Genomic DNA, 22,592 nt, shown 5'->3' with positions numbered 1-22,592 from the left:
AGGGAGTTGCGCAAGCTGAAGGAATTCTGAAAGTGGTGCGCTCTAATGGACTCGAACCATCGACCCCCACCATGTCAAGGTGGTGCTCTAACCAACTGAGCTAAGAGCGCATACTGAATATTGGTGCGTCCGAGTGGACTCGAACCACCGACCCCCACCATGTCAAGGTGGTGCTCTAACCAACTGAGCTACGGACGCACTTGGTGCGCTCTAATGGACTCGAACCATCGACCCCCACCATGTCAAGGTGGTGCTCTAACCAACTGAGCTAAGAGCGCAACATGCTGTCAGGGCGACAGCGGGGACGAATATTAACGGCAGCGTGTGAGGCTGGCAAGGGGAAAATCGTTTTTTCACTGTGACTGCGCAGCAACTGTGCTAACCGTCGTTTTTTTCGGCGCTGCGGGCCATAAATGGCCCGCTTTTGTGGATTATCGCGCCGCGCGGGCGAGGATAATGGCCGCCGGTGAACGCTGTAAGCGTCTGATGCGCCAGATCATCATCACCGCCGCCGAGGTGAGGCCGATAATGAAACCGCACCAGAAGCCCGCAGGTCCCATACGCGGCACCAGCCAGTCGGTCAGTGCCAGCAGATACCCGGCAGGCAGACCGAGCAGCCAGTAGGCAATAAAGGTGATGAAGAAAATGGATCGCGTATCTTTATAGCCGCGCAGAATGCCGCTGCCGATCACCTGAATCGAATCGGAGAACTGATAAATCGCCGCCAGCAGCATCAGCTGTGCGGCCAGCGTCACCACCTCAGGATTGTCGTTGTAGAGCAGGGCGATCTGGTGACGGAACGTCACGGTAAAAATCGCGGTCAGCGCCGCCATGCTGATGCCGACACCCTGCGCCGTCCACGCGGCGACCCGGGCCTGCTCGGTGGAGCCCTGACCCAGGCGGTAGCCGACGCGGATGGTGGTCGCGACGCCCAGCGACAGCGGTAACACGAACATCAGTGAACTGAAATTCAGCGCGATCTGGTGGCCGGCGACATTGACGATGCCCAGCGGCGACACCAGCAGCGCCACCACGGCAAACAGGGTGACCTCAAAAAAGAGCGCCAGCGCCACCGGCAATCCCAGCGCCATCAGGCGGGTGAGAATGACACGCGAAGGCGGCGACCAGCGGCTCTCCATGCGGATATCACGCATCGATCCCATCCGGCGCACCCAGAAGCGCATGCAGATAAACATTACCCAGTAGACCGACGCGGTTGCCACACCACAACCCACCCCGCCCAGTGCCGGCATCCCGAAGTGACCATAAATAAAGACATAGTTGAGCGGGATGTTAAACATCAGGCCGAGAAAGCCCAGCACCATACCCGGCTTGGTTTTCGACAATCCCTCACACTGGTTGCGCAGCACCTGGAAGAAGAGGTAGCCGGGTGCGCCGAACAGCAGGGCATGGAGATAGCCTTCTGCCTTCAGGGCCAGCCGGGGATCAATATCGTGCATTGCGCGGATGAGGTAACCCGCGTGCCACAGCAGCACCATAATCAGCAGGGAGACAAAAAAGGCGAGCCAGTATGCCTGGCGAATCTGTTCACCGATGCGTTCGCGGCGACCTGAACCGTTGAGTTGCGCAACGGTGGGCGTCAATGCAAGCAGAAGACCATGACCAAACAGGATGGCCGGAAGCCAGACAGAGGTGCCGACAGCAACGGCGGCCATATCCGTGGCGCTGACGGCGCCGGCCATAATGGTATCCACAAATCCCATTGCGGTCTGGGCCACCTGAGCAAGGATGACCGGAATCGCAAGGGCCAGCAATTGACGCGCTTCTGTTAAATACTTCTGCACGTTAACACCTGACGAGTTATAGGAAAGAAAAGGGGCAAAAAGCCCGGGGAATTTCGTGAGTTAGTGTAACTGGCGTAACCCCATTCGCCAATCTTTGTCACACAATGCGGTTTGCACTGACTCAACGCCGTGGCAGGGGCTGAAATCTAACAGCGGGCCTGAGCTGTGGTAAACTGGCACAAACGTCGGATTTTCAGAGGCAAAGATTATGTTTACCGGAATTGTGCAGGGCATGGCAGAGATCGTGTCCATCGAAGAGAAAGAGCTGTTTCGTACCCATACTGTCCGGCTGCCGGAAGAACTCCTGCCGGGTCTGGCGCTGGGCGCATCCGTCGCGCATAACGGCTGCTGCTTAACCGTGACGGCAATCGACGGCGATCGCGTCAGCTTTGATCTGATCAAAGAGACGCTGCGGGTGACGAACCTCGGCGATCTGCGTGAGGGCGACGTGGTCAATATCGAGCGGGCAGCAAAATTCAGCGATGAAATCGGCGGGCATCTGATGTCGGGTCACATTATGACCACGGCTGAGATCTGCAAAATTATCCAGTCAGAACATAACCGCGAAGTCTGGTTTAAAATCCAGGACCCGGCGCAGATGAAATATATTCTGCATAAAGGGTTCGTCGGTATCGACGGCATCAGCCTGACGGTCGGGGATGTGACCAGAACGAAGTTCTGCGTCTATCTGATCCCGGAAACGCTGGAGCGCACCACGCTGGGAGCGAAGACCTTTGGACAGCGGGTCAATATTGAGATCGATCCACACACTCAGGCGATCGTCGAGACCGTGGAGCGCGTGCTCGCCCAGCGTGATGCTGCGGCAGCCATGAGTGCGCTGACCGGGCAACCTGCCGCAGAGAGTTAATATCAGGCGCGACAGCGCCTGTTGAACCGCTGACCCGATTCGCTGTGAGATTGCACCTGCGCAGGAAACAGGATCAGATCGGAAAGACGCAAAAGCCGTCATCCCTGACACGCTCGACACGCGCCCTCCCTGGCGCGTGACGCTTTCCTCTTCTGACCCTGTTCCCTGCGCCTTTAACTTCTCCGTTGCGGTTAACGCGGATCTGACTTCGGCAGGCCTTGCGGCGCAACCGGGCCCTCTACCGCGCCACGCGCAATCCCCCCTCTACGCCACGACTGAAGACGATCTGCCACAGCTGAATATCGCGCGCGCGGAATGCACCGGCACAGGCGTTGAGATAGTAGGCGAACATACGCTTAAAGCGATCGCCATAACTCTCAGCCAGCTGAGGCCAGGCCTGCAAAAAGCGTTCATGCCATGCCATCAGCGTCCTGTCGTAATCTGCGCCAAAGTTGTGCCAGTCCTCCAGAATAAAATGGGGCTCGCTGGCATCGGCCACCTGACGCACCGAAGGCAGGCAGCCGTTGGGGAAAATATACTTATCGATCCACGGGTCAACGCGCATATCGGTTTTAATCGCGCCGATGGTGTGAAGCAGGAAAATCCCGTCAGGCTTAAGATTACGATCGACCACGTCGAAATAGGTCGCGTAGTTTTTAGGCCCGACATGCTCAAACATACCGACCGACACCACGCGGTCAAACTGCTCGTTCAGATCGCGATAGTCCTGCAGCAGAATCGTCACATCCAGCCCTTCACAGCGCTGCTGCGCCAGCTTCTGCTGCTCGGCGGAGATGGTCACGCCATGCACGCTGACGCCATAATGACGTGCGGCAAATTCCGCCAGTCCGCCCCAGCCGCAGCCGATATCCAGCAGCGACATCCCGGGTTCCAGCGCTAATTTACGACAAATCATATCCAGCTTGGCTTCCTGCGCCGACGCCAGCGTCGTGGCCTCTTTCCAGTAGCCACAGGAGTACTGCATGTAGGGGTCAAGCATCAGTGAAAAGAGATCGTTGCCGAGATCGTAGTGCTCTTTGCCCACGATCCAGGCCCGCTTGCGGGACTGCAGGTTAGTTAAGCGGGCGGCGGCGATGCGCAGGGTATCTTTGAAATGGTGCGGGAGCTGCTGATCCAGTTTATGTTTAAGCACCTGGTGGAAGAACATATCCAGACGGTCGCAGTCCCACCATCCCTCCATATAGCTTTCGCCCAGCCCCAGCGATCCCTCCTGAAGAACACGCTTAAAAAAACCGGGATGATGAATGCGGATATCCCATGGACGTGAGCCATTTATTTCGATGTCCGCTTTTTCCAGCAGTTCGTGAACGATGCGATACCAATGATTATCTTCGGGAGTCACTGCTTCTGCGTAAGATGAACTCATAGCTTTTCCACCACCTGTCCAATCTGAACCTGAACAAAGAATAGCCAATTCGTCAGGCATTGAGAAACGTCACGGAGGATTCCGCAAACCGATTATCTGTAAGATACAGAGGACTGGAACAGGCTGAAGCAGGGCCGGTAAGAGGGAATAACGCGTGCGAATACCGTCCCGGCAACAGCGTGCCAATCAGATTATTACGTTATTATATTGTTGATTTATTACAGATTTGTTGACCCGGATGAGTATATTCTCACGCGGGTCAATATTCAATGACTTATTGTTAGGGCACTAACTAAAAGGTTAGCGTCTTAATGATTATCCTGGCAGGCAGGTTGCGGAGTGGCAACAACAGTTTGTGCGCTTGCGGCGCGCTGCATGACGTACCCGATCAGGGCGAGCAGAATCGTCACTGTCATGATCAGCGTGGTGGTCAGCAGTGCCTGGGTTAATCCCGCCGACACCGCCAGGCTGGCGAGGAAGCAGAGGCCTAACTGCAGCGTGTTCTGCAACGCGGCGGCTTTGCCGGTGGCGTGCGGGAAGGGCATCAGCGCACTGGAGACCACAATCGGATAGATCGCTCCATTAGCCAGCGCCATTCCGCAGAACGGCACCATCAGGCTGAGCAGCGTTCCCTGACCCGAAAGCGCGACCGCAAACAGGGCCAGAATGCTCAGGCTGTAGACCCCCAGCAGCCAGGGCAGCAGCTGTGCGCCGTTAAAGCGGTTGAGCAGGGCGCGACAGCCGAAGCCACCGATTAAAAAGGCGAGCGTCTGTGGCAGATAGCTCAGACCAATGTCGGCGGGGGAAAGGCCCAGGCCCGCCAGAATAAAGGGTGAGCCGGTCAGCCAGGCAAAAAAGCTGGCGGAGCAGGCGGAGTAGATCAGTACGTTACCGCTGTAGACGCGGGATTTAAGCAGCGTGAAGAAGCCCGGCTGTGCCCCTTTCTCCTGCGGAGCGGGTTTCACCGCGGGCAGACGCAGCGTGACCAGGATCAGCGCCACCGCAATCAGAGTCAGCACCAGGAAAATCGAACGCCAGTGGAAATGGCCGATCAGCCAGGCCCCCAGCAGCGGTGCCAGCGCCGGTGAGAGGGCCACCAGCGGCATGATCGTGGCGAACACTTTGCTGGCGCGCGCCGCCGGATAGCGGTCGATGACCAGCGCCTGCCAGCTCACGGCGGCAGCACAGACGCCAATCGCCTGAATGAAGCGCAGCGCCAGCATCAGAAAGATATCATTTACCCACAGCATGCCCGCACAGCCAGCGGCGAACAGTGCCAGCCCGGCCAGCAGCACGGGTTTGCGGCCGATGCGATCGGAGAGCGGGCCCCAGAAGAGCTGACCGCAGGCGAAGCCAGCCAGAAACAGACTCATGCTGGCGCTGATCAGACCGGGCGAGGTGCGGAACGTCTCCTGCATTGCGCCAAAGGCGGGCAGGTACATATCGGTGGCTAAAAAGCCCAGCATGCTGAGCAGAGCGAGGTAGGGCATAAATCCTTTATTCGACAACATCAGATTCTCATTTTGCAGGGTAAACGCGGCAGAGTGTAAAAGGTGCGTTTGCGGCTGTGAAACGGTAATATTTGCCGGTTGCTGTTAAAATTTTTGAAGGCAGATTATGTGGTCAGAGTATGCACTGGAAGTGGTTGACGCGATTGCACGCGGGGGCAGTTTCAGCGCCGCCGCGCAGGAGTTACATCGGGTGCCGTCTGCCATCAGCTATACGGTTCGCCAGCTGGAAACCTGGCTGGCGGTGCCGCTGTTTGAGCGTCAGCACCGTGAAGTGGTACTGACCCCGGCGGGGGAGCATTTTGTCCGGGAGGGGCGCAGCGTCATCAAAAAAATGCTCGCAACCCGGCAGCAGTGTCAGCAGCTGGCTAACGGCTGGCGCGGGCAGCTAAGCATTGCCGTTGACCGCATCGCCAAACCGCAGCGTACCCGGCAGCTGGTTAAAGATTTTTATCGCCACTTCCCGGACATGGAGCTGCACATCAGCTATGAGGTCTTCAACGGGGTCTGGGATGCCCTGGCCGATGGCCGGGTCGATGTCGCGATTGGCGCCACCCAGGCGATACCGGTTGGCGGACGGTTTGCGTTCCGGGATATGGGGAAGCTCAACTGGCGCTGCGTGGTGGCACCCGACCATCCTCTGACGCAGGCGACCCGGATTGATGATGACACGCTGCGTCACTGGCCGTCGCTGGTGCTGGAGGATACGTCACGGGCGCTGCCGCGGCGCATGACGTGGACGCTGGACAATCAGCGCAGGCTGGTGGTGCCGGAATGGCAAACCGGGCTGGAGTGTGTACAGGCGGGATTGTGCGTGGCGATGGTGCCGGGCCATCTGGCCCGGCCACTGCTCGACAGCGGCGCGCTGGTGGAACTGACGCTGCCGCAGGCGTTTCCGGACAGCCCCTGCTGTGTCAGCTGGGCAGAAGATCGCGCATCACCGGCAACAGGCTGGTTACTCAGCTATCTGGGTGATGCGCAAACGCTTAATCAGGAGTGGTTAAGCGAGGATTAACGGCGATAGTCGCGGAACGGACCATCCGCAACTGAACGGCGTTCAATCAGCGTGGGGTGGACTTCAATCGTTTGTGACACTTCGCGCTTGCTGGTGATGCGATCAAGCAGCATATCCAGCGCCTTCTCACCCAGCTGAGCCTTGGGCTGATGGACGGTGGTCAGTGCGGGCGCAAAATAGCGCGCGTTGCGCACATTGTCATAACCGATCACCGAAATGTCCTGCGGAACCCGCAGACCCATCTCGTCAGCGGCGCAAATCGCCCCCATCGCCATGATGTCGCCACCGCAGAACACCGCCGTCGGGCGCTGCTTCTGCGACAGGATCTGCTGCATCGCCTGGTAGCCCGACTCCGGCTCAAAGTCACCCTGCACAATCCATTCGGCGCGCGGCTGAATGCCCGCCTCTTCCAGCGCCTTAAGGAAACCGGCATGGCGTCCGCCCCCGGTGTTGCGCTCCATCTGACCGGGGATGGCACCGATGTCGCGGTGGCCGCGCTCAATCAGATAGCGTCCCGCCAGATAGCCACCCTGGAAGGCGTTATCCAGCACCGTATCGGTGAAGTCGGCGCGCGACTCGCCCCAGTCCATCACCACCATCGGGATATTGCGGTTCTCTTCCAGCATCTGCAGCAGGTCGTCCGGGTATTCAGAGCACATGACCAGCAGGCCATCGACGCGCTTCTGCGCCATCATGCTGAGGTAGGCGCGCTGTTTTTGCAGGTCGTTATGCGCATTCCCCAGAATCAGCGTATAGCCTTTGTCAAAACAGTGATTCTCGACCGCTTCGATAATCTCAGCGAAATAGGGCGCTTCGCTGGAGGTGGCCAGCAGCCCCAGCGTCCGGGTGTGATTCACCTTCAGGCTGCGCGCCACGGCGCTCGGCGAGTAGTGCAGTTCCTTGATCGCCTGCCAGACCGCATCGCGCGTCTCTTCAGCCACGAAGCGGGTTTTATTGATGACGTGCGAAACCGTGGTCGTGGAGACGCCAGCGCGTTTTGCCACATCTTTAATTGTTGCCATGAAAATCGGACTCCAGGACTTATCTAACTGTATGATAAGCGTAGTGTTAAACGTTTGCGTCTGCTCAGGGTATTTTCCGCAAAAATGCCGTGTTTTGGCGCATTAAACCGGCGGCCGACGGAGAATAAATGCCTGAAAAAGTGCGCAAACGGAATCAGGGCTGCGCGCGTTGCGCAACAAGGGCGGGATTCTAACAAGGCTGAACGGATAAAACGAGATTTTTACCCACGGCTGTGGGAAAATAGAATAACCACAATGATTGCGTGGTTAAGGAGCAACCCATGAGTACCGATCTTAAACTGGCGTTAATGACCACTGTCGGCTGCCTGCTGATGATTGTGGCCTTTAGTTTTACCGCTGTACTGCACTGATAAAAAAGCCGGGACTTCTCCCGGCTTTTTTCTGACGCTGCATCAGCTCAGCGAATGGTTTTCGGCGTCATTACACGACGTGCACCAATATAGTGGCGCTGCCAGTAATCTTCCCCTAACGCACTGATCTGAATATCTTTGCCGGTACGCGGTGACTGAATAAACTTGCCGTCACCCAGATAAACCCCGACGTGATCCGCGGTTCCGCGGCCATTAATGCGGAAGAAGACCAGATCGCCTTTTTCCAGTGACTCACGTTTGATAGGGGCAGCGTCACGCAGGTGATACATCTCGTTAGCGGTGCGCGGGATTTTAAACTTCACCAGATCTTTATAGGCGTACCAGACCAGACCGCTGCAGTCGAAGCCGGTGTGGGGGGAGGTGCCGCCCCACTGATAAGGTTTGCCCAGCTGGCCCATGAGCTTGGTCATCGCCGTTTCACGCGCTTTCTGGTAGCGCTGACGGTGAGATTTGCTCATTTTAATAGTGCCGGTCTCGCTGGCATCCGCATTTTTCAGCAGGCGCTGGTGGCCGTAGCGTTTTTTCTCTTTGGTGCTGAGTCGGGCGGTCTTAAGCGAGGTTTTTTTGGCAGGTGTCTGTTTAGCTGTCAGTTCAACTTTTTTCTGTTTTTTCGTTTTGAGTTTCTGAACCGGGCTGAGACGGGTTTTTTTTGTGGTGGTTTTCACCACGCGACGTTTGCGGCGCTCATCCTCGCGCGCACTCTTTTTCTCTGCTTTATGCGTACTGACGTTCACCGGAGCGTGCGGAGACGCGGCGGCGATGTTGAAGAACAGTTGCGCAAAGGCCAGCATAAAAAGCGTAATGATTAAACGCATAGTCCATTAAGTAGTTAAGTTGTCAGGGCCACTACGCACCGCGACAAAGTTGAGATTAATCTGATCCAGGATCAGCGCCGAAGCCATTCTAGTCCAGTTCTTTTAAAAACTGTAATGCCTTTTATTGTTAATCTTTGCAACCCACGCGATTGTGCTGAAAATGAACATTTTCAGCGTCTTATATCAACGAAATTATTACGAATTATTAATCTGTTACCGGCTGTTAATAATCAGAAATTCATGCTGTGCCTGTCATGACTTAACCAGGATGGCGATTTCAGCAGGCAGCGATCAAAATCTCGTTTTCAGTCACGCTGCGAAGTCGCTACAATAAACAAACACGAAGTGACGAATTAAGGAAGGCAATTATGAGTACTGTAGAAAAAATTCAGCGCCAGATCGCAGAAAACCCGATCCTGCTGTACATGAAAGGTTCTCCGAAGCTGCCAAGCTGCGGCTTCTCTGCACAGGCGGTGCAGGCACTGTCAGCCTGCGGTGAGCGTTTTGCTTACGTGGATATTCTGCAGAACCCGGACATTCGTGCAGAGCTGCCAAAGTACGCCAACTGGCCAACCTTCCCGCAGCTGTGGGTAGACGGTGAACTGGTCGGTGGATGCGACATCATCGTTGAGATGTTACAGCGTGGTGAACTGCAGTCGCTGATTAAAGAGACCGCAGAAAAATTTAAAGAAGCAGAATAAAAAAAGGCCGACGCAATGTCGGCCTTTTTCGTTGTGGCATTCCTCAGACGGAGGCGCTGGTGTCTGCATCGCCTTCGGCAAAGGGCAGGGGCCAGCCACCTAACCGCTTCCAGCGATTCACCAGCTCACAGAACAGCGTTGCGGTCTGCTGCGTATCATACAGCGCCGAGTGTGCCTGACTGCTGTCAAACTCCATTCCCGCAGCGATACACGCCTTCGCCAGCACGGTCTGACCCAGCACCAGCCCACTCAGGGCTGCCGTGTCAAAGGTCGCAAAGGGGTGGAACGGGTTGCGTTTCAGGCTGGCACGTTCAGCCGCCGCAGACATAAAGTTCAGGTCAAACGTGGCGTTGTGCGCCACCATGATGGCGCGATTGCAGCCGCTGTCCTTGATCCCCTTGCGCACCATTTTAAAAATGGCGTGCAGCGCTTCATATTCACTGACGGCACCGCGCAGCGGATTAGCGGGATCGATACCGGTAAAGGCCAGCGCTTCAGGGTGCAGCAGCGAGCCGACAAAAGGTTCGACGTTAAAATGCAGCGTCTGGTCTGTCTGAATCCATCCCTCTTCATCCATTTTCAGCGTGATAGCGGCAATTTCCAGTAACGCATCGGTTTGTGCGTTGAAACCGGCGGTTTCCACGTCGATGACCACCGGATAGAAGCCACGGAAACGTTGATTGAGTGCATTAGGGGAATTCGATTCAGACATCAGGATCTCGTTGCAGGAAAAGGGCAGCGCGCATTATGGCAAAAAACGGGGCCGGGTGCAGCAGATGAAGCGCAGAGAAGGGGATTCAGCCCGCCCGGGAGGGCAGGCTGGCGGCAGGATCAGTTGCCGAGGCCTTTACCGGCATCTTTGTTTTCGATCAGCTCGATTTTGTAGCCATCCGGATCTTCAACAAAAGCGATAATGGTGGAGCCACCCTTCACCGGGCCCGCTTCACGCGTCACGTTACCGCCATTCTGACGGATACGTTCGCAGGCGGCAGCCGCGTCATCCACGCCCAGCGCGATATGACCATAGGCGTTGCCGAGATCATACTTGTCCACGCCCCAGTTATAGGTCAGTTCGATAACCGCGCCTTCGCTCTCGTCGGTGTAGCCCACAAAAGCCAGGGTATATTTATATTCGGTGTTTTCGCTCTGACGCAGCACGCGCATGCCCAGCACACGGGTGTAGAAATCAATTGAACGTTGCAGATCGCCAACGCGCAGCATGGTATGTAGTAAACGCATAACATCCTCTTTGAAGTAAAACGCCATCGCCGGATGACCCAGGCGCTAAGTATAGCGATGAAAATCGCCATTGAATAATGGCCGCCGTCATCGTCCCGGACGGCAGCCAGACAGGTTTACAGTGTCGGGTAGTCGATGTAGCCTTCCGCGCCGCCGCCATAGAAGCTTTCCGGACGCTGAGGATTCAGAGGGGCATCCTGCTGCAGACGCTCAACCAGATCCGGGTTCGCGATGTAGTCGCGACCAAACGCGACGGCATCGATCAGACCGCGACCAATCAAATCGTCCGCTTTCTCGACTGTGTAGGCACCGGCACCGATAATGGCACCCGGGAACAGGTCACGTACTTTCTGACGGAAGGCATCCGTGTAAGGCTTGCCGCCGGCCCAGTCTGGTTCTGAAAGGTGCAGGTAGGCGATGTTGCGTTTCGCCAGCTCGCCGATGTACCACAGCGCCGCTTCTTCTTCATCCGGGCCGTTATCCAGATTCTGGAAGCTGCCGATCGGCGAAACGCGGATACCGATACGATCGGCTGACCAGTTTGCAATGACCGCATCCACCACTTCCAGCGCGAAACGACCGCGTTTTTCGATGCTGCCGCCATATTCGTCGGTACGCTGGTTGGAATCCGGGGCCAGGAACTGATGAATCAGGTAACCGTGTGCCGAGTGCAGCTCAAGCAGGTCAAAATCCGCTTCACGCGCATTCGCAGCCGCCTGACCGAAATCGGCCACGATCTGCTGGATCTCAGGAATCGTCAGTTCGCGTGGCTCTGAGGTCTCTTCGCGGTAGACGCTGCCATCTTCAGCACGCAGTGAGGTTCGGGTACCCGCCGCAATCGCCGACGGGGCGACCGGGGCTTTACCTTCCGGCTGAACGCTGTTGTGGGAAATACGACCGGTGTGCCACAGCTGCACGGCGGTGTGGCCGCCCGCCTGATGCACGCCTTCGTTAATGCGTTTCCACGCCGCAATCTGCGGCTGGGTATGTAAACCCGGCGCACCGGCATAGCCTTTAGCCTGGAAAGAGACCTGCGTGGCTTCGGTGATGATCAGACCGGCGCTGGCGCGCTGACGGTAATATTCCGCCATCATCGGCGTCGGAATATCGCCTGGCTCAATGCTGCGCAGACGGGTCAGCGGTGCCATAAAGACGCGGTTTGGGACGGTAATTGCGCCAACTTTCAGCGGACGAAACAGCTGGGTACTCGCCATAATAGCTCCTGATTAGTAGACCAGTCGTCTACAAACACGTTTTTTAAAAATCAGTGGCGTTCTAGCCACTGTTCGATGGTACTCAGTGCGAGGCGCAGGGGCTGCGCCTCGCGGGAAATTTTGCTCTGCAGGCTGGCACCCAGCCAGAGCAGCGACAGCAACTCCGCCATCTGTGCAGGCGGCTGCGGCAGGTTCAGCGACTCCTGCTGCACAGCTTCAGTCAGCGTCCGCGCATAGAGCGCGGTGATTTTCGCCGCACCCTGCTGCAGGGCATCGCGCATCGGCTCAGAGAGATCGCAGACTTCCGCAGAGACTTTCACGCCCAGGCAACCCACAATGTGGCCCTGCTGAACGAACAGATTGACCGCTAAACGGAAGTGGCTGAGCAGGCGTTCGCGCGGGGTGCCATCCGTCCGGCTGAGCTGTAATTCCACATCCTGCAGGAAGCGTGCAAAGTAGCGTTCCAGTAACGCCACGCCAAACGCCTCCTTGGAACGGAAGTAATAGTAGAAGGAGCCTTTTGGTACGGCCGCCTGTGACAGCAGTTCGCTTAAGCCCATTCCGGTGAACCCGCGTTGCAGACAGAGTTGCTCACCTGTCTGAAGCAGGTGCTCGCGGGTTTCGTTGCGTTGTGGCGTCTTATTCATGGCACTGAGAGTAGTAGACCAGTCGGTCGGTTGCAACGATCGGCCCACCCGATGGCACAGAGTGTTCACCCGTTCGCGCGACAACCCGATTATTGTGACCGGCTGAGGCTCATTTCCTGTGCAACCAGGCTACGCTGTTACTTTGACTGGTTATTCTGTGACTCCGGAGACGTAGTGGCCGAGCAGCTTGAGTTTTTCCCGGTTCCCAGCCCCTGTCGCGGCATCTGCGAGAGCGATGCGCGCGGCTACTGTCTGGGATGTTTACGCAGCCGTGATGAGCGGTTTAACTGGCTGCGCTTCAGTGATGCCCAGAAGCGCGAGGTGATTCGCCTGTGCCAGATGCGGCGTCAGCGTCTGCTGCGCCAGCAAAAGGGCGAGGAGCCACCCGCACCGCAGCAGCCGGAGTTATTCTGACGGCCTGGCGCTTTCCGTTATACTCTCTGACACGCTAATGTCAGCCAACGTGCAACAGGGAGATCGTCATGTCACAACCGCAAGCCATTGCTCTGCAGGGGCCCGATTTTTCACCGCTGGTTATGGGGTACTGGCGTCTGATGGAGTGGGGCATGTCGCCTCAGGAGCGGCTCGCATTTATTGAGCATCACCTCAGCCTCGGTATTACCACCGTTGATCACGCCGATATCTATGGTGACTATCAGTGTGAAGCGGCGTTTGGTGAGGCGCTGAAGCTGGCCCCTGGCCTGCGCGATCGGCTGCAGATTGTGACCAAATGCGGCATCGCTACCCGTGCCCGCCCGGAAAACCAGATTGGTCACTACATCACCGATAAACAGCATATCGTCCAGAGCGCAGAAAATTCGCTGCGTCACCTGCACACCGATCGTCTCGACCTGCTGCTGATCCATCGTCCCGATCCGCTGATGGACGCGGATCAGGTCGCCGATGCCTTTATGGCTCTGCATCAGTGCGGCAAGGTACTGCACTTTGGCGTCTCCAACTTTACCCCGGCCCAGTTCTCCCTGCTGCAGTCGCGCCTGCCGTTCTCGCTGGTCACTAACCAGCTGGAGATCTCCCCTGTGCAGCAGAGCGGACTGCTGGATGGATCGCTGGATCAGTGTCAGCAACTGCGTATCCGGCCAATGGCCTGGTCCTGTCTGGGTGGCGGTCGCCTGTTTAATGATCCCCACTTCCAGCCACTGCGCGATGAACTGGAGCGGGTGCGTCAGGAGACCGGGGCGAGCAGCCTGGATCAGGTGGTCTATGCCTGGATTCTGATGCTGCCGTCGCGTCCGCTGCCGATCATCGGGTCGGGCAAAACGGCGCGGGTCAGCGACGCGGTCGGTGCGCTGAGCGTGACGCTGTCACGTCAGCAGTGGTTCCGCATTCGTAAGGCCGCGCTGGGCTACGATGTGCCCTGAAGCGTAAAAGTGCGTCAATTTTCAGCAAACTAGCCCAACAGCGACCAGACTTATTGCACACCCTGGTATGCAAACGGAGTCATCATGAAAATGAAAGCAGTCGCGCTATTCGCGCTGATCGCCTGTGGGTCAGCCCATGCCGCCAGTGAACAGGTGACGGTTCATCAGGTCACCGCTGAGGGCATAGGGAAATCGCTAGGCACCGTAAAGATTGATGAGACAGAGTATGGTCTGCAGTTCACACCGGATCTGAAAGGGCTGACGCCGGGCATTCATGGATTCCATGTCCATGCCAAAGGCAGCTGTGAGCCGGGCGAGTCTGAGGGCAAAGTGGTGGCTGCCGGGGCGGCCGGGGGACACCTCGATCCGGCTAACACCGGCAAACATCTGGGGCCGTATGCGGAAGGGCATCTGGGCGACCTGCCTGCGGTCTATGTTGATGACCAGGGTAACGCAACCTATCCGGTACTGGCACCACGACTGAAGTCGCTGAGTGAGATTAAAGGCAAAGCGCTGATGGTCCATGTCGGCGGTGACAACCATGCCGACCATCCCAAACCGCTGGGTGGCGGCGGGGCACGTTACGCCTGCGGCGTTATCTGAATTTTCGGGCGGCCCATGCCAGCCGCCCGCTTTTCTCCTGCCGGTTTATTAATTGTTGTACCATCCCCTGCATTTCCCCCCTATGATATTGATTCAGGTACGAAAGCGTGATGGGGAAAGGAGCAGGAACATGAAATTCAAGGGCGCATTACTGCTGAGTCTGCTGCTGGTGGGATGCGATAAACCCAATGATACGCAACTGGTTACTGAAACCGGGCGGGAGCTTCAGCGCACCATCGATACCAGCCCGATGCGTGTCACCTGCGAAAAGATTGCCAAAGGTCGCGAATGGCTGAGCCGCAGCACGGTGCGCAGGCTGGAAGCGAAGGGGTGCGATCAGGTCTTCCGCAGCGCCACGGAAACCAATTTCACTGAAACCACGATTTATCGCCGCACCATGACCATGGTGTGCGGCGGTATTCACGGTCAGAGCTTCACCGGCAGCGAACTGACGCGCCGCTTTATCTTCTCACCGGATGAGAAAGCGCTGGTGATCGAACCGATGACCGAGATGGATAAGACCCGTTTTGAGGGGCACAAAACGCTGCAACAGCTGCAGGACGATTTTAACCGGCAGCAGCAGCAGTATTGTCAGTAGTCAGGCCGAAACCGCCTGTTTCAGCTGTGCCAGCGAACAGCGCAGGCGCCAGATAATCCCCGCCAGTTCACTGGCCTCGTTGCTGCCCTGCGCCAGCAGCGAGGCGATCGTCTCCTCCAGTTCCAGCAGCATCCGATCAAGCGAGCTGTGCTGCACGCCACGGCTGCTGATAATCTGCTGTAAATTCTGCAGGCTCTCATCGCGAAACCGCAGCAGCGACGCCGGACCGGCATCCCAGTCACGCAGCTGCCAGACAATATGCGAGCAGTTGAGCAGCACCACCCCCCAGCGCAGCAGCCAGACCCGCGCCTGTTCATCCCGGCTGTGACTGAGCTGGCTGATGCGATGGTAGATCTGCGATTCAAAACGACTTTCGCTGAGCCGGGGCTGTCGCCGCAGCTGATCGAGGAACGCCAGCCGCAGTGCCCGGATATGCCGTCGGCTGCGCCGGGCATCGGAGCTGGGACGCAGGATCTGGAAAGCCAGCCAGGCAAGCAGTACCCCGCACACTTTGGCAATATTATCGTTGAAGAACGCCTGATAGTCCCAGACGGGCGGGTTAGTGACCGCGATAAACGAGCCCATAAAGACGATGAACTGTCCCCACATCCCGGCACGCTGTTTCTGCTGTAACTTAAAGAGTTGCAGCGTCACCAGCAGCGGAAACAGAACCAGTAAAAAGGGCCACAGCAGGCTGATCTGCACCATCAGGCCGAACTTCATCACAAAACTGAAAGCAAACAGCCAGAGCAGCGTTTTCAGCAGCAGCGTCACGCTGCCGCCGGGTGAGGGCGCAGAGGCGTAGAGCACACAGGCGATCGCGGTCAGAGTCAGGGCGGAAGCGCCTGAAGACCACTGCGTGTTGATCCAGAAGGCGCAGCCCAGCACGATAACGCAGAAGGTGCGCAGGGCGCTCCAGCCCGCTTCGGCACTGTCACTGTCGCGCGCCAGCGCCGGAACCGGCGGAGGCTGAAAGCGGGTATCCGCATCGGCACGATCCAGCAGCCGGATCCAGCGCAGCACGTTGAGGTACATCCAGCAGAAGTAGCTCAGCCGGTGAGAGAATGCGCGCTGCCGATAGTCCCCCAACGCCGCCGGTGTCACGCTGCGCAGGATCTGTGCCAGCCGGTATTTGTCGCAGTCCGGTTTCGCCAGCTCCGCCAGCAGCTGTTGCAGCGCCTCAAACAGCGCGGCAGGGGCGTCGGGCCAGTTCAGCAGCATGCGGCGCAGACTGGAGAGCACGCTGGTAAGACGCAGCTGCTGGTGCAGCACGTAGTTCAGGACGTTGTTCTGGCGGCGAAAGCGATAGTGACTCCAGAACGCCTGAATGCGCAGCAGATTCATGGTCAGGATCTGGCTGATGACCGTCTCATGCGCGGTGCGGATCCCCTCGCTGGCGGAAGGCTGCAGCAGCAGGACCGCATGTTCCAGCAGCCGGGCGTGCATCTGTTTCAGCGAGGTAATCAGCGTCTCACCATCGGAAGTGCTCGGCAGCACCATCATCATCAACCCGGCGCACAGGATGCCGGAGATCACTTCGCAGACGCGCGCCTGGGCGATGGTCCACAATGCGGTAATGTCCGTAATATTGACGCTGCTGAAAGCGATGATGGCGGCGGTATAACCGGCCAGGGAGAAGGCGTAGGCGACATTATTCTGATAGTGGCTGGCAATGCCGGTGCAGAGCGCCAGCCAGCCAGCGATGGCAAAGGTGAACAGCCACGGTTCATTCAGCGTGTGACCGGCAATCAGCAGGGCGGCGCTCGCCCCGACCAGACTGCCGGCGATGCGGCCAAGGCTTTTACTGATTGCCCCGCCGACCGTGGGAAAGCTGATGACGGCGGCAGAGGTCATCGCCCAGTAAGGTTCATCGAGATCCAGACCGTAGGCGATACTCAGCGCGAGACACATCGATATCGCGTTGCGCAACGCGTAGCGCCACTGTCCGCCCGTCGCCTTAATCCAGGGCAGCTGATCCCAGGCCAGCCACTGCATATTCATGGCTGGATGGAGATGGTGCAGCTGGTACCGGCAATCAGCTCAGTGTGTGCCGGAAGCGGGTCGAGACGAATGCGCACCGGCACCCGCTGCGCCAGCCGTACCCAGGGCACATTGGGTTTGATATCGGGCACCAGACCGCTGTCCGTCTCAATGCTCTGGTCGTAAATGGCGCGACCTATGCTCTCCACCTGGCCCTGCAGCTGCGCGCCATTGCTGTAGAGCACCACCTGTGCCGCGGCGCCCGGATGAATATGGCGCAGCTTGGTCTCTTCAAAATAGCCCATCACGTAGTAAGAGTGACTGTCCACCAGCGCAAACAGGGGCGTTCCCGCCGCGGCATAGTTGCCCGGCCGCAGCGTCAGATTGGTGATCCAGCCATCTGTCGGGGCGGTCAGCGTCGTCTGCTGCAGGTTCCAGCGTGCCCGCTCCCATTCCGCCTGCGCCGCTTTGGCACTGGCAGCCGCGGCTCCGGCGCTGAGGCGTGCCGCATCGAGATCTTCTGCAGAGATAATGTTACGCGGCAGATGAGCGCGCCGGTTAAATTCATGCTGCGCTTTCGCCAGATCCGCCTGCGCTTTGCTCAGCTGGGCGGCGGCGTTGTCGAGCGCAATCTGCCACGGCACCGGGTCGAGCGTCAGCAGCTGCTGGCCCTGATGGACAAACTGATTATCGGTGACGCTGAGTTGAGCAATCCGGCCCGACACCTGAGGCGTAATATCCACCAGCTCTGCCCGCACCTTACCGTCGCGGGTCCACGGGGACTGCATGTAGTAGTTCCAGAGCCAGCCCCCCGCCAGCAGCGCCAGGGCGAAGACGATGAGGGTGGAAAAATATTTTACCGCGTTAAATTTCATATCGATTATCCGTGACCGATGAGCCAGAGTGCGGCGGTAACGCACAGCACAAACAGGGAGAGATCAAACAGGGTGGGATGCCAGACGTCGCCGGAGTAGATCCAGCCGCGCACCAGGGGGTGGATCAGCAGCCAGAAAAAGAAGCCAAGAAGCACCGCTTTGAATATCGGCGGAAAAAACAGTGAGGCGCCCACGACCAGATCGGTCAGCGGTTTCGCGCCTGAAAAAGCGGAGGTGAGCACGTGATAACATCCCTCGTTAACCCAAACGGCAGGGGGAGAGCGCTGCCGCGATTTCCTGGCCTGGCCCGGGATTTGTAATTTGTCCTGTAAACTCGCAGAATAGTGTAGAATCTGGCTTGATAGCTAGCAAGCTAATTATAAGGAGATGAAATGGATACGCCCCTCGGAACGGATTTATCTCGCCTGGTGCGCATCTGGCGCGCGTTGATTGATCAGCGGCTGAAGCCGCTTGAGCTGACTCAGACTCACTGGGTGACGCTGCACAATATTCATCAACTGCCGCCCGAACAGTCGCAGATCCAGTTAGCCAAGGCGATTGGCATTGAACAGCCCTCCCTGGTCCGCACGCTGGATCAGCTCGAAGAAAAAGGGTTAATTACCCGCTCGACCTGTGCCAGCGATCGTCGCGCCAAGCGCATCAAACTCACGCAGCAGGCGGAGCCTATCATTGAGCAGGTGGAGAGCGTGATTGATGAGACGCGGGACGACATTTTGTCCGGCATCAGTCGGGAAGAGATCAGCCAGATGGTGACGCTTATTGCCCGGCTTGAGAAAAACATTCTCGAACTGCAGAACAAAGAGAAATAAAAAACCGACGCCCAGGCGTCGGTTTTTTTTTGCTATCTCAGCGAGGTGAAACGGTGACCTGGCTGCCGTTAGAGGCCATCACGACACGCTGGCCAACGGAGTAGCGTGAGGCGGCCTGTTTCTGAACCACCATGATGGTGTTGCCATCATCCTTGCGGATTTCCAGCTCAACGCCATCGGTTTTATTGATTGCGCCCTGAACGCCCTGGCCCGCAACGCCGCCCAGCACCGCACCACCGGCTGTCGCCAGGCTACGACCTGCGCCGCCGCCAATCGTGTTACCCAGGAAGCCACCCAGCACGGCACCGCCGATGGCACCGATAACGTTACTCTCATCGCCACCCTGGATTTTCACCGGGCGAACGGAAACTAACGTACCGTAAGAGACGCTCTGCACCTGCTTGGCTTCACTGGCACTGTAGGTATCACCCGACAGCGTACTGGTATTGCTACAACCTGCCAGCATCACACCGGTCAGAGCGACCACAATTACACGCTTAATCATCTGAAACTCCTTTAGTCGAGAAGGCGCCACGTTTACCGCTGTATCCTGCTCACAGTATAAGACACAAACCTGGCAAATTAATCCCTGTCCGAATAAAACACGGTTGAACGAAGCATAGACTATGTAAGATCAACAATAATTCAATCGTGGATCAAAAATAGTCCCGCGGCGTTACCGGTCAGCACATTTGGATAAAAACAAATTAATCATAGAATTAGCGGGTGTAATTTGTCAGGCTAGCCGCAGATAAATTGCACCTCCCGCCGGATGTAAGGAATGGCTATGAAATCAGGACGCTATATCGGAGTAATGTCAGGCACCAGCCTGGATGGAGTGGATGTGGTGCTGGCGGCCATTGACGAAAATATGGTGGCTCAGCAGGCGAGCTATTCGCATCCTATCCCCGCCGGGCTGCGCCAGGCGATCCTCGCGATTTGTCAGGGACAATCCCTGACGCTGTCGCAGCTGGGGCAGCTGGACACCCGTCTCGGCCAGCTGTTTGCCGAGGCGGTCGTCACGCTGATGAAGCGCGAATCCCTTGAGGCCAGCGATATCACGGCAATTGGCTGTCACGGTCAGACCGTCTGGCATGAGCCGCAGAGCGACGCGCCCAACACCCTGCAGATTGGCGACAACAACCAGATTGTGGCGGCGACCGGCGTCACGGTGGTGGGCGACTTCCGTCGCCGTGACATGGCGCTGGGCGGACAGGGCGCGCCGCTGGTGCCGGCTTTTCATCAGGCCCTGCTGATGGATGCCACGGAACGCCGCATGGTGCTGAATATTGGCGGCATCGCTAACCTTTCGCTGCTGATACCGGGGCAGCCGGTGCGGGGTTTCGATACCGGTCCCGGTAATATGCTGCTGGATGCCTGGATCTGGCGGAATCAGGGTCTGCCGTATGACAAAGATGCGCAGTGGGCGCGAAGCGGTACGCGGGTTCCGGCGCTGCTGGAGGCGCTCTTAAGGGAGCCCTGGTTTGCGCTTCCGCCACCGAAAAGCACCGGTCGCGAGCACTTTAATCTGGGCTGGCTGGAGCAGCATCTGCGCTATTTCCCGGGGCTGGCTCCGCAGGATGTGCAGGCGACGCTGGTGGAGCTGACCGCCATAACCATCACCCAGCAGATATTGCTCAACGATGGCTGTGACCGTCTGCTGGTGTGCGGCGGCGGCAGCCGCAATCCGCTGCTGATGGCGCGCCTGGCTGCTCATCTTCCCGGCACCGAAGTGACTACCACCGATGCGGCGGGTATCAGCGGGGACGATATGGAGGCGCTGGCGTTTGCCTGGCTGGCGTTTCGTACGCTCTCCGGGCTGCCGGGCAATCTGCCTGCGGTAACGGGGGCGCGGGAGAAGAGCGTGATTGGCGCCATCTATCCGGCCAATGCGCTCTACCGGCGTTAACCTGCGAACCGGGGGCGGTCAGCCCCCGCTGGGTAAGGGGTGACCGTCAGGCGGCACCGGGGAGATGAGTGAGGTTACGGACGCCGGTAATCACGGTTGCCACCATGGTTTCGCGTCGGGTAATGACTTCGACCTGATAAAAACGGCTGCGGTAGGCGATGGAGTAGATGATGGGATGGTACTTATTGCCTTCTCCGTAGCGGGCGTAGTGCGCTTCGAGCGCACGGGTTGCTGCCAGGATATGGGAGGGTTCTTTATCACCGCGGATGATTTGCTTCATTCAGTTCCTCAAATGCTGTCCCTGGAGTCACGTCGCACGCATGGCGCGTTGCGCTGGCCTAAACACTGAACATCTGACTGCTAAATCGGTAATCACAGACTGGGCAATAACTGACTCTGCCGGGCGAAGATGACAGAAAAATGATCGCCCGGCGCTGTTTATTATTTAGCAGTCGCCAGGGGATCCGGCAAGGCAGAGAAGCGCAAAATCATCCAAATCGCAGGGGGTTAAAGCAGCTCTGGCCAGGCGACGGCCGCAATGCGGTTCAGCTCAGGTTTTGAGAAGAGGAAGCCCTGAAACTGGGTCACGCCTGCCGCTTCGAGCCACATCCACTCTTCGGGCTGTTCGATGCCCTCCGCGATCACGCCGATCTCCAGTGACGAGCAGCATTTCAGAATGGCATGAATGATCGCCTGCTTCGGTCCGCTTTTATGCACGCCTGAGATAATCGCCCGGTCAATCTTGATCTTGTCGGGCTGAATGCGGGTCAGCAGCGACAGCCCGGCGAAGCCGGCGCCAAAATCGTCCAGCGCGAGGCTGATGCCCGCCGCCTTCAGCTGGCGAAGGGCCGCTTCAAAGGCATCCGGCTGCGAGATAATTTCATTCTCGGTGAACTCCACCATGATCTGCTCCGGCACCAGCCCCTGGGCCGCGATCGCCTCCAGCAAAAACGGAACCGCATCGGGCACTTCCACCAGCGTCATCGGCAGCAGGTTGATCGACAGGGTCATCCCCTCAATCCCCAGCTGTTTTGCCTGAGCAAACGCGATTTTCTTCGACTGCAGATCGGTCTGATAGAGCTGTTCACGTGACAGTCCGGCAAAATAATCCAGTGGCGGTTCACCCTGCGGGCCGCGCAGCAGTGCCTCCAGTGAAACGATTTCACAGGCAAAGGGATCGACGATCGGCTGAAACGCGAAGCTGACCTCATCCGTCGCCATCAGTGCGGCATCGCCTTCACGCTGCTCTGACTCGTCGCGGATAAAGGTCCAGCCGCTGGCGGAAGGGATCTCAAAATAGTTCTCTTTTTCCCGCGCTTCGACAAAGGTACGCAGGAACTGCAGAGCGCGGTCGGAATAGGTCATCTGGTAGCGGGTGGTGCATTTCTCCAGCACCGCTTCCAGTACCGTCTCTTTATCGTGCAGACGGAGATCGAACAGTTCCATACCGACGTGACCAAACCGTCGCGCCGGGGCGTAGTCGCGCAACAGTTCAACCAGATTATGATGGCGCGGATCCTGGCAAATCCGGTTATAGACCGCTTTTACGGCCGCTTCCGGACCTTCCAGCAGCTGAAAAAAGTGTGTTCCATTGAACAACAGAATCCCGGTGACGCTGGATGATTTGTTGATTTTGTTCGCTTTTAATGCCAAATCATGCAGAAGCCCCAGTGACACATTTTCAGTGATGTGGCTTCTGTAGATGATTGTCGACAACATAAAGATTTCCGGGATTTTTTATTTTTTGTTAACACACCTTACCAGAAGGTTCTCCTGGGGAGAACGAGGGGGAGTGCGCCTTTCTT

At 57.6% G+C, this 22,592-nt stretch carries 25 protein-coding genes and 3 tRNA genes; 10 read left to right on the top strand and 18 right to left on the bottom strand.

Features of this window, described 5'->3' with window-relative positions; genetic code table 11:
* Nucleotides 1-33 precede the first annotated feature (33 nt).
* The 4 genes from F3I47_RS02225 to F3I47_RS02210 all read right to left on the bottom strand — a co-directional run bounded on the left by F3I47_RS02225 (nucleotide 34) and on the right by F3I47_RS02210 (nucleotide 1,805).
* Nucleotides 34-110, bottom strand: a tRNA-Val gene (locus F3I47_RS02225).
* A gap of 11 nt (nucleotides 111-121) precedes the next feature.
* Nucleotides 122-198: transfer RNA gene (locus tag F3I47_RS02220), tRNA-Val, on the bottom strand.
* A gap of 3 nt (nucleotides 199-201) precedes the next feature.
* Nucleotides 202-278 (bottom strand) — tRNA-Val (locus F3I47_RS02215).
* Nucleotides 279-431: 153 nt separating this feature from the next.
* Complete coding sequence (locus tag F3I47_RS02210) at nucleotides 432-1,805, bottom strand: MATE family efflux transporter (protein ID WP_046101733.1); 1,374 nt, start codon at nucleotides 1,803-1,805, stop codon at nucleotides 432-434.
* A gap of 208 nt (nucleotides 1,806-2,013) precedes the next feature.
* On the opposite strand from F3I47_RS02210, the gene F3I47_RS02205 reads away from it, so the two are divergent.
* The gene (locus tag F3I47_RS02205; RefSeq protein ID WP_009090489.1) at nucleotides 2,014-2,673 is read left to right on the top strand and encodes a riboflavin synthase; all 660 of its coding nucleotides are present in this window, start codon (nucleotides 2,014-2,016) and stop codon (nucleotides 2,671-2,673) included.
* A 238-nt stretch (nucleotides 2,674-2,911) separates the two neighbouring features.
* Here the strand turns inward: F3I47_RS02205 and cfa are convergent, their stop codons facing one another.
* Together cfa and punC are read right to left on the bottom strand one after the other, a co-directional pair.
* Nucleotides 2,912-4,060, bottom strand: coding sequence for a cyclopropane fatty acyl phospholipid synthase (gene cfa, locus F3I47_RS02200; protein WP_009090488.1), 1,149 nt, complete (start codon nucleotides 4,058-4,060; stop codon nucleotides 2,912-2,914).
* A 308-nt stretch (nucleotides 4,061-4,368) separates the two neighbouring features.
* Nucleotides 4,369-5,571, bottom strand: a complete 1,203-nt coding sequence (gene punC, locus F3I47_RS02195; RefSeq protein ID WP_058956561.1) for a purine nucleoside transporter PunC — start codon at nucleotides 5,569-5,571, stop codon at nucleotides 4,369-4,371.
* 106 nt (nucleotides 5,572-5,677) lie between these two features.
* On the opposite strand from punC, the gene punR reads away from it, so the two are divergent.
* Nucleotides 5,678-6,583 (top strand): DNA-binding transcriptional activator PunR, encoded by a 906-nt coding sequence (gene punR, locus F3I47_RS02190; RefSeq protein ID WP_150029983.1) that lies wholly within the window; start codon nucleotides 5,678-5,680, stop codon nucleotides 6,581-6,583.
* On the opposite strand, the gene purR is transcribed toward punR, so the two are convergent.
* Nucleotides 6,580-7,605, bottom strand: a complete 1,026-nt coding sequence (purR, locus tag F3I47_RS02185; protein WP_009090485.1) for an HTH-type transcriptional repressor PurR — start codon at nucleotides 7,603-7,605, stop codon at nucleotides 6,580-6,582. The genes punR and purR overlap by 4 nt on opposite strands.
* Nucleotides 7,606-7,886: 281 nt before the next feature.
* Here purR and F3I47_RS02180 point away from each other — a divergent pair, with 281 nt between their 5' ends.
* On the top strand, nucleotides 7,887-7,976 hold the full coding sequence (locus tag F3I47_RS02180; RefSeq protein WP_122983609.1) for a YnhF family membrane protein: 90 nt from the start codon (nucleotides 7,887-7,889) through the stop codon (nucleotides 7,974-7,976).
* A gap of 47 nt (nucleotides 7,977-8,023) precedes the next feature.
* On the opposite strand, the gene F3I47_RS02175 is transcribed toward F3I47_RS02180, so the two are convergent.
* Nucleotides 8,024-8,812 (bottom strand): C40 family peptidase, encoded by a 789-nt coding sequence (locus F3I47_RS02175; protein WP_058956560.1) that lies wholly within the window; start codon nucleotides 8,810-8,812, stop codon nucleotides 8,024-8,026.
* A gap of 365 nt (nucleotides 8,813-9,177) precedes the next feature.
* Here F3I47_RS02175 and F3I47_RS02170 point away from each other — a divergent pair, with 365 nt between their 5' ends.
* Nucleotides 9,178-9,513, top strand: coding sequence for a Grx4 family monothiol glutaredoxin (locus tag F3I47_RS02170; RefSeq protein ID WP_179291196.1), 336 nt, complete (start codon nucleotides 9,178-9,180; stop codon nucleotides 9,511-9,513).
* A gap of 43 nt (nucleotides 9,514-9,556) precedes the next feature.
* On the opposite strand, the gene rnt is transcribed toward F3I47_RS02170, so the two are convergent.
* The 4 genes from rnt to F3I47_RS02150 form a co-directional block, all read right to left on the bottom strand.
* Nucleotides 9,557-10,225, bottom strand: a complete 669-nt coding sequence (rnt, locus tag F3I47_RS02165) for a ribonuclease T (protein ID WP_009090480.1) — start codon at nucleotides 10,223-10,225, stop codon at nucleotides 9,557-9,559.
* A 119-nt stretch (nucleotides 10,226-10,344) separates the two neighbouring features.
* A complete protein-coding gene (gene gloA / locus F3I47_RS02160) occupies nucleotides 10,345-10,752 on the bottom strand; it encodes a lactoylglutathione lyase (protein WP_009090478.1) in 408 nt (135 codons plus the stop codon).
* A gap of 116 nt (nucleotides 10,753-10,868) precedes the next feature.
* Complete coding sequence (locus F3I47_RS02155) at nucleotides 10,869-11,966, bottom strand: alkene reductase (protein WP_009090476.1); 1,098 nt, start codon at nucleotides 11,964-11,966, stop codon at nucleotides 10,869-10,871.
* A gap of 50 nt (nucleotides 11,967-12,016) precedes the next feature.
* Nucleotides 12,017-12,613, bottom strand: a complete 597-nt coding sequence (locus tag F3I47_RS02150; protein WP_150030059.1) for a TetR/AcrR family transcriptional regulator — start codon at nucleotides 12,611-12,613, stop codon at nucleotides 12,017-12,019.
* 174 nt (nucleotides 12,614-12,787) lie between these two features.
* Between F3I47_RS02150 and F3I47_RS02145 the strand changes: the two genes are divergently transcribed.
* From F3I47_RS02145 to F3I47_RS02130, 4 genes are all read left to right on the top strand, one after another.
* A complete protein-coding gene (locus F3I47_RS02145) occupies nucleotides 12,788-13,027 on the top strand; it encodes a DUF1289 domain-containing protein (RefSeq protein ID WP_009090473.1) in 240 nt (79 codons plus the stop codon).
* 68 nt (nucleotides 13,028-13,095) lie between these two features.
* Nucleotides 13,096-13,992, top strand: a complete 897-nt coding sequence (locus tag F3I47_RS02140) for an aldo/keto reductase family oxidoreductase (protein ID WP_150029982.1) — start codon at nucleotides 13,096-13,098, stop codon at nucleotides 13,990-13,992.
* Between the two features lie 84 nt (nucleotides 13,993-14,076).
* The gene (gene sodC / locus F3I47_RS02135) at nucleotides 14,077-14,595 is read left to right on the top strand and encodes a superoxide dismutase family protein (RefSeq protein ID WP_150029981.1); all 519 of its coding nucleotides are present in this window, start codon (nucleotides 14,077-14,079) and stop codon (nucleotides 14,593-14,595) included.
* A gap of 130 nt (nucleotides 14,596-14,725) precedes the next feature.
* Nucleotides 14,726-15,193, top strand: a complete 468-nt coding sequence (locus tag F3I47_RS02130; RefSeq protein ID WP_009090461.1) for a hypothetical protein — start codon at nucleotides 14,726-14,728, stop codon at nucleotides 15,191-15,193.
* Here the strand turns inward: F3I47_RS02130 and F3I47_RS02125 are convergent, their stop codons facing one another.
* The 3 genes from F3I47_RS02125 to F3I47_RS02115 are packed head-to-tail and all read right to left on the bottom strand — an operon-like array spanning nucleotide 15,194 to nucleotide 18,290.
* The gene (locus F3I47_RS02125; protein ID WP_150029980.1) at nucleotides 15,194-17,194 is read right to left on the bottom strand and encodes an FUSC family protein; all 2,001 of its coding nucleotides are present in this window, start codon (nucleotides 17,192-17,194) and stop codon (nucleotides 15,194-15,196) included.
* Entirely contained in the window at nucleotides 17,191-18,048 is an 858-nt protein-coding gene (locus F3I47_RS02120; RefSeq protein WP_009090458.1) for an HlyD family secretion protein, read from the bottom strand. The genes F3I47_RS02125 and F3I47_RS02120 overlap by 4 nt, the downstream gene beginning before the upstream one ends.
* Before the next feature lie 5 nt (nucleotides 18,049-18,053).
* Nucleotides 18,054-18,290: a DUF1656 domain-containing protein gene (locus F3I47_RS02115; protein WP_009090455.1), complete on the bottom strand. Its 237-nt coding sequence runs from the start codon at nucleotides 18,288-18,290 to the stop codon at nucleotides 18,054-18,056.
* A 150-nt stretch (nucleotides 18,291-18,440) separates the two neighbouring features.
* Between F3I47_RS02115 and slyA the strand changes: the two genes are divergently transcribed.
* Complete coding sequence (gene slyA / locus F3I47_RS02110; RefSeq protein ID WP_009090453.1) at nucleotides 18,441-18,878, top strand: transcriptional regulator SlyA; 438 nt, start codon at nucleotides 18,441-18,443, stop codon at nucleotides 18,876-18,878.
* 37 nt (nucleotides 18,879-18,915) lie between these two features.
* Here slyA and slyB read toward each other — a convergent pair whose 3' ends face one another.
* A complete protein-coding gene (slyB, locus tag F3I47_RS02105) occupies nucleotides 18,916-19,383 on the bottom strand; it encodes an outer membrane lipoprotein SlyB (protein ID WP_009090452.1) in 468 nt (155 codons plus the stop codon).
* 282 nt (nucleotides 19,384-19,665) lie between these two features.
* On the opposite strand from slyB, the gene anmK reads away from it, so the two are divergent.
* Complete coding sequence (gene anmK, locus F3I47_RS02100) at nucleotides 19,666-20,787, top strand: anhydro-N-acetylmuramic acid kinase (protein ID WP_046101745.1); 1,122 nt, start codon at nucleotides 19,666-19,668, stop codon at nucleotides 20,785-20,787.
* Between the two features lie 46 nt (nucleotides 20,788-20,833).
* On the opposite strand, the gene F3I47_RS02095 is transcribed toward anmK, so the two are convergent.
* Nucleotides 20,834-21,067 (bottom strand): DUF4060 family protein, encoded by a 234-nt coding sequence (locus F3I47_RS02095; RefSeq protein WP_009090450.1) that lies wholly within the window; start codon nucleotides 21,065-21,067, stop codon nucleotides 20,834-20,836.
* 227 nt (nucleotides 21,068-21,294) lie between these two features.
* The gene (locus F3I47_RS02090) at nucleotides 21,295-22,506 is read right to left on the bottom strand and encodes a diguanylate phosphodiesterase (protein ID WP_009090445.1); all 1,212 of its coding nucleotides are present in this window, start codon (nucleotides 22,504-22,506) and stop codon (nucleotides 21,295-21,297) included.
* Nucleotides 22,507-22,592 lie beyond the last annotated feature (86 nt).

Origin of the sequence: Pantoea sp. M_10 (assembly GCF_008631515.1) — a bacterium.
Taxonomy (GTDB): domain Bacteria; phylum Pseudomonadota; class Gammaproteobacteria; order Enterobacterales; family Enterobacteriaceae; genus Pantoea; species Pantoea anthophila.
The sequence above is the reverse complement of the archived record's forward strand: the minus strand, read 5'-3'. Positions and strand labels throughout refer to the sequence as shown.

Excerpts from the sequence above, each read along its gene's own strand:
- F3I47_RS02150 (WP_150030059.1), bottom strand. The coding sequence starts at position 12,613 with ATGAATAAGACGCCACAACGCAACGAAACCCGCGAGCACCTGCTTCAG.
- purR (WP_009090485.1), bottom strand. The coding sequence starts at position 7,605 with ATGGCAACAATTAAAGATGTGGCAAAACGCGCTGGCGTCTCCACGACC.
- F3I47_RS02155 (WP_009090476.1), bottom strand. The coding sequence starts at position 11,966 with ATGGCGAGTACCCAGCTGTTTCGTCCGCTGAAAGTTGGCGCAATTACC.
- F3I47_RS02180 (WP_122983609.1), top strand. The coding sequence starts at position 7,887 with ATGAGTACCGATCTTAAACTGGCGTTAATGACCACTGTCGGCTGCCTG.
- F3I47_RS02120 (WP_009090458.1), bottom strand. The coding sequence starts at position 18,048 with ATGAAATTTAACGCGGTAAAATATTTTTCCACCCTCATCGTCTTCGCC.
- F3I47_RS02095 (WP_009090450.1), bottom strand. The coding sequence starts at position 21,067 with ATGAAGCAAATCATCCGCGGTGATAAAGAACCCTCCCATATCCTGGCA.
- gloA (WP_009090478.1), bottom strand. The coding sequence starts at position 10,752 with ATGCGTTTACTACATACCATGCTGCGCGTTGGCGATCTGCAACGTTCA.
- anmK (WP_046101745.1), top strand. The coding sequence starts at position 19,666 with ATGAAATCAGGACGCTATATCGGAGTAATGTCAGGCACCAGCCTGGAT.
- F3I47_RS02130 (WP_009090461.1), top strand. The coding sequence starts at position 14,726 with ATGAAATTCAAGGGCGCATTACTGCTGAGTCTGCTGCTGGTGGGATGC.
- punC (WP_058956561.1), bottom strand. The coding sequence starts at position 5,571 with ATGTTGTCGAATAAAGGATTTATGCCCTACCTCGCTCTGCTCAGCATG.
- sodC (WP_150029981.1), top strand. The coding sequence starts at position 14,077 with ATGAAAATGAAAGCAGTCGCGCTATTCGCGCTGATCGCCTGTGGGTCA.
- F3I47_RS02175 (WP_058956560.1), bottom strand. The coding sequence starts at position 8,812 with ATGCGTTTAATCATTACGCTTTTTATGCTGGCCTTTGCGCAACTGTTC.
- F3I47_RS02090 (WP_009090445.1), bottom strand. The coding sequence starts at position 22,506 with ATGTTGTCGACAATCATCTACAGAAGCCACATCACTGAAAATGTGTCA.
- F3I47_RS02140 (WP_150029982.1), top strand. The coding sequence starts at position 13,096 with ATGTCACAACCGCAAGCCATTGCTCTGCAGGGGCCCGATTTTTCACCG.
- rnt (WP_009090480.1), bottom strand. The coding sequence starts at position 10,225 with ATGTCTGAATCGAATTCCCCTAATGCACTCAATCAACGTTTCCGTGGC.
- punR (WP_150029983.1), top strand. The coding sequence starts at position 5,678 with ATGTGGTCAGAGTATGCACTGGAAGTGGTTGACGCGATTGCACGCGGG.
- slyA (WP_009090453.1), top strand. The coding sequence starts at position 18,441 with ATGGATACGCCCCTCGGAACGGATTTATCTCGCCTGGTGCGCATCTGG.
- slyB (WP_009090452.1), bottom strand. The coding sequence starts at position 19,383 with ATGATTAAGCGTGTAATTGTGGTCGCTCTGACCGGTGTGATGCTGGCA.
- F3I47_RS02205 (WP_009090489.1), top strand. The coding sequence starts at position 2,014 with ATGTTTACCGGAATTGTGCAGGGCATGGCAGAGATCGTGTCCATCGAA.
- F3I47_RS02125 (WP_150029980.1), bottom strand. The coding sequence starts at position 17,194 with ATGAATATGCAGTGGCTGGCCTGGGATCAGCTGCCCTGGATTAAGGCG.
- cfa (WP_009090488.1), bottom strand. The coding sequence starts at position 4,060 with ATGAGTTCATCTTACGCAGAAGCAGTGACTCCCGAAGATAATCATTGG.